This is a genomic window from Frankia sp. CoWAU3 (assembly GCF_977971855.1).
Map to the genome: position 1 here is coordinate 1 of NZ_CDWWXB010000282.1, position 3,488 is coordinate 3,488.

2 protein-coding genes and 1 pseudogene are annotated in these 3,488 nt (G+C 72.7%); all 3 read left to right on the forward strand.

Annotation, left to right across the window (positions count from 1 at the left end):
- Nucleotides 1–399: pseudogene (locus AC08ON_RS17175) on the forward strand (hypothetical protein); the annotation flags it as partial.
- The gene (locus AC08ON_RS17180; RefSeq protein ID WP_476617347.1) at nucleotides 305–937 is read left to right on the forward strand and encodes a 5'-3' exonuclease; all 633 of its coding nucleotides are present in this window, start codon (nucleotides 305–307) and stop codon (nucleotides 935–937) included. The pseudogene AC08ON_RS17175 and the gene AC08ON_RS17180, both read left to right, overlap by 95 nt.
- Nucleotides 938–1,286: 349 nt before the next feature.
- A partial coding sequence (locus AC08ON_RS17185) for an HAD-IB family phosphatase (protein WP_476617348.1) occupies nucleotides 1,287–3,488 on the forward strand: 2,202 nt, incomplete at its 3' end.

The following is a 3,488-nucleotide window of genomic DNA, read 5'->3' on the forward strand; positions in this document are numbered from 1 at the left end:
GTGTTTGTGGGTGAGCGGGCGGGGGCGGACGGTCGGCTGATGCTTGTCGACACCCCGTCGCTGTACTTCCGGTCGTTTTTCGGGGTGCCGCGTTCGGTGCGGGCTCCCGACGGCACGCCGGTGAACGCGGTGCGGGGACTGCTCGACGTGCTGGCCCGGCAGATCGGCGAGGTGCGCCCGAAGCGGGTCGTGGCGTGTTTCGACGCCGACTGGCGGCCGGCGTTCCGGGTGGCGTTGCTGGCGTCCTACAAGGCGCACCGGGTCGCCGACGTCGGGGCCGGCGGGGGCAGGGCAGGTCGAGCGGGTGGACGGCGACCTGCTCGCCCAGCTCCCGATCATCGACGAGGTCCTCGACGCGTTCGGGATCGCCCGGGCGGAGGCCGCCGGGTTCGAGGCTGACGACGTGATCGCGACGCTGGCGACCCGTCACCGGGGGGAGGTGGACATCCTGACCGGTGACCGGGACCTGTTCCAGCTCGTCGACGACGCGGCCGGGGTGCGGGTGCGGTACGCGGTGGAGAAGTTCGCGGTGGTGGACGGGGCGGCGGTGACGGCACGCTACGGCGTTCCGGGGCGGGCCTATGCCGATTTCGCGGTGCTGCGCGGCGATCCCAGTGACGGGTTGCCGGGGGTGGCGGGGATCGGGGCGAAGACCGCCGCGGCGCTGCTGACCCGGTTCGGGTCGCTCGCCGCGGTTGACGCCGACGGCGGTGCGGGTCTGCCGGCCGGGGCGCGGCGTCGGTTGCGGGGCGCCCGGGACTATGTGCGTGCCGCGGTGGGGGTGGTGGCGGTGGTGCGGGACGTGCCGGTGGGTGCCGGTGGGTGCCTTCGCCGATCTGCTGCCGGCGGCGCCGGTCGATCCGGCGGCGGTGGGGGCGCTCGCCGAACGGTGGGGGCTGACCGGTTCGTGCACGCGGCTGGTGCGGGCGCTGGCTGAGGCCGCGGACGGCTGAGCCGGCGTGTTCGTCCGGTTGCCGCTTGAGCGGGCGTGTTCGTCCGGCTGCCGCAGTGACGCGCAGGGTCATCTCGGCGTGTGGGTGGTGGGGCTGCCCGTCATGGCGCTGCCCTGGTGACGGTAGGTTTCCCTGCGTACCTCGGCGTGGGCACACGCAGGCGGTGCGCCGGTTGACGTCGCGGGGGCGGATCGTCGCCTACTGTTGCCCTCCGGGTGAGCTTCGGGTGGGCGGGTGGCCACCCGGACGAGCAGGGCCCAGGCGGCGCAGCGGTGCAGCGGATGCTCACCGGACGAGCAGGTGGCGGTGCAGGTGACGGCAGCGGAGGTCAGGGTGGGGCTGCGTGAGCGGCTCGCGGGCAGGCGGGTCCTGGTGACCGGGGTGACCGGGTTCGTCGGGGAGGCGCTGCTGGAACGGTTGCTGTCGGACTTCCCCGACACGGCGGTGGTGGCGCTGGTGCGGCCGCGGGGCAGTCACAGCGGGGCGGCGCGGCTGGCGCGGATGATGCGGAAGCCGGCGTTTCGCGGGTTGCGGGAGGCGTTGGGTGCGGCGGGGGTGGCGGCGCTGCTCGCCGAGCGGGTGGAGGTGATCGAGGGGGATCTGGCGTCGATGCCGGATCTGCCCGCCGACCTCGACGTGGTCATCCACTGTGCCGGGGAGGTGTCGTTCGACCCGCCGGTCGACGAGGCGTTCACCACGAACGTCGGTGGGGTGGCGGAGCTGCTGCGGGCGCTTGCGGCCGGGGGGGCCAGGCCTCATCTGGTGCATGTGTCGACGGCGTATGTGGCGGGGTTGCGTTCGGGGCACATCGCCGAGGGGCCGCTGGCCCATGACGTGGACTGGCGGGTCGAGTGGGATGCGGCGTCGCGGGTGCGCCAGCAGACCGAGGACGCCTCGCGTGCGCCGGAGTGTTCGGCCCGGTTTCGGGCGCAGGCGTCGCGGCGGTTCGCCGCCGCCGGGGCGCAGACGGTGTCGGCGGAGGCGGAGCGGCTGCGCCGGGCGTGGGTGGCGCGGCGGATGGTGACGGCCGGGGGTGAGCGTGCGCAGGTGCTGGGGTGGACGGATGCGTACACGTTCACCAAGGCGTTGGGTGAGCGGTATCTGGAGGATCATCACGGGGATCTGCCGTTGACGGTCGTCCGTCCCTCGATCATCGAGAGTGCGCTGCGCCGGCCGTTCCCGGGGTGGATCGAGGGGTTCAAGATGGCCGAGCCGCTGATCCTGGCCTATGGCCGCGGTGAGCTGCCGGACTTCCCCGCCTCCCCGGACGCGGTGGTGGACATCATCCCGGTGGATCTGGTTGTCAACGCGATCCTGGCGGCGGCGGCGGTGGTGCCGCCGGCGGACACCCCGGCCTATTACACGGTGTGTTCCGGTTTTCGTAATCCGTTGCTGTTTCGGGATCTGTACGCCTATGTGCGGGACTATTTCCAGGCCGATCCGTTGCCGCGGCGCGGTCGGGGGACGTTCGCGGTGCCGGAGTGGCCGTTCGCGGGGGCGGCGGCGGTGGAGGCGAAGCTGCGTCGCTCGGAGCGGCTGGTGGGGTTGGCGGGCCGGGCGTTGGAGCATGCCCCGCCCTCGGATCGGGTGCGCCGGTTTGCCGGGGAGCTGGAGCGGGCGGAGAGCCGGGTGGGGTTTCTGCGCCGCTACTCGGATGTGTACCGGGCGTACACGAAGGCGGAGCTGGTCTATGTCGACGACGCCACGGGTGCGTTGCACGCGGCGATGGATCCGGCCGATCAGGCGGAGTTTGGGTTTGATCCGGCGTGTTTCGACTGGCGGCACTATCTGCAGGACGTGCACTGCCCGGCGGTGACGGCGGTGCTGCGACGGCCGCGTGATCCCGCGCCGCCGCGGCGGCTGTCGGGGCATCTGGCCGCCGGTGACGGGGTGCTGGCGGTGTTCGACCTGGACGGGGCGGTGGCGTCGGCGACGGTGATCGAGTCGTATCTGTGGATGCGGTTGGCGGACGCCTCGGCGCCGCGGCGGGTGCGGGAGCTTGCGTCGCTGGCGGTGGCGTTGCCGCGGTATGTGCGTGCGGAGCGTCGTGACCGGGGGCATCTGATGCGGTCGGTGTACGCGCGCTACGCGGGGGTGGATCCGGCGGAATTGGAACGGCTGGTGGTGGAGGTCGCCGGGGACATTCTGCTGCGGCGGGTGAAACCGGGGGGGATCCGTCGGGTGCGTGAGCATCGGGCGGCGGGGCATCGTACGGTGCTGCTGACCGGGGCGGTGGAGGTGTTGACGCGGCCGTTCGCGCCGTTGTTCGACGATGTGGTCGCCGCGCGGCTGGAGGTGGGTGCGGATGGTCTGCTGACCGGCCGGTTGGAGTCCTCGCCGCTGGTCGGGGATGCGCGGGCGGCGTTCATTGATCATCATGCGCGGGTGTTGGGGGCGGATCTGGGGGTGTCGTGGGCGTATGCGGACAGCCAGTCGGATCTGCCGTTGCTGCGGGCGGTCGGTAACCCGGTGGCGGTGAACCCGGATCTCGCGTTGCATCAGGTGGCGCGGGGGGCGGGGTGGCCGATCGAGGAG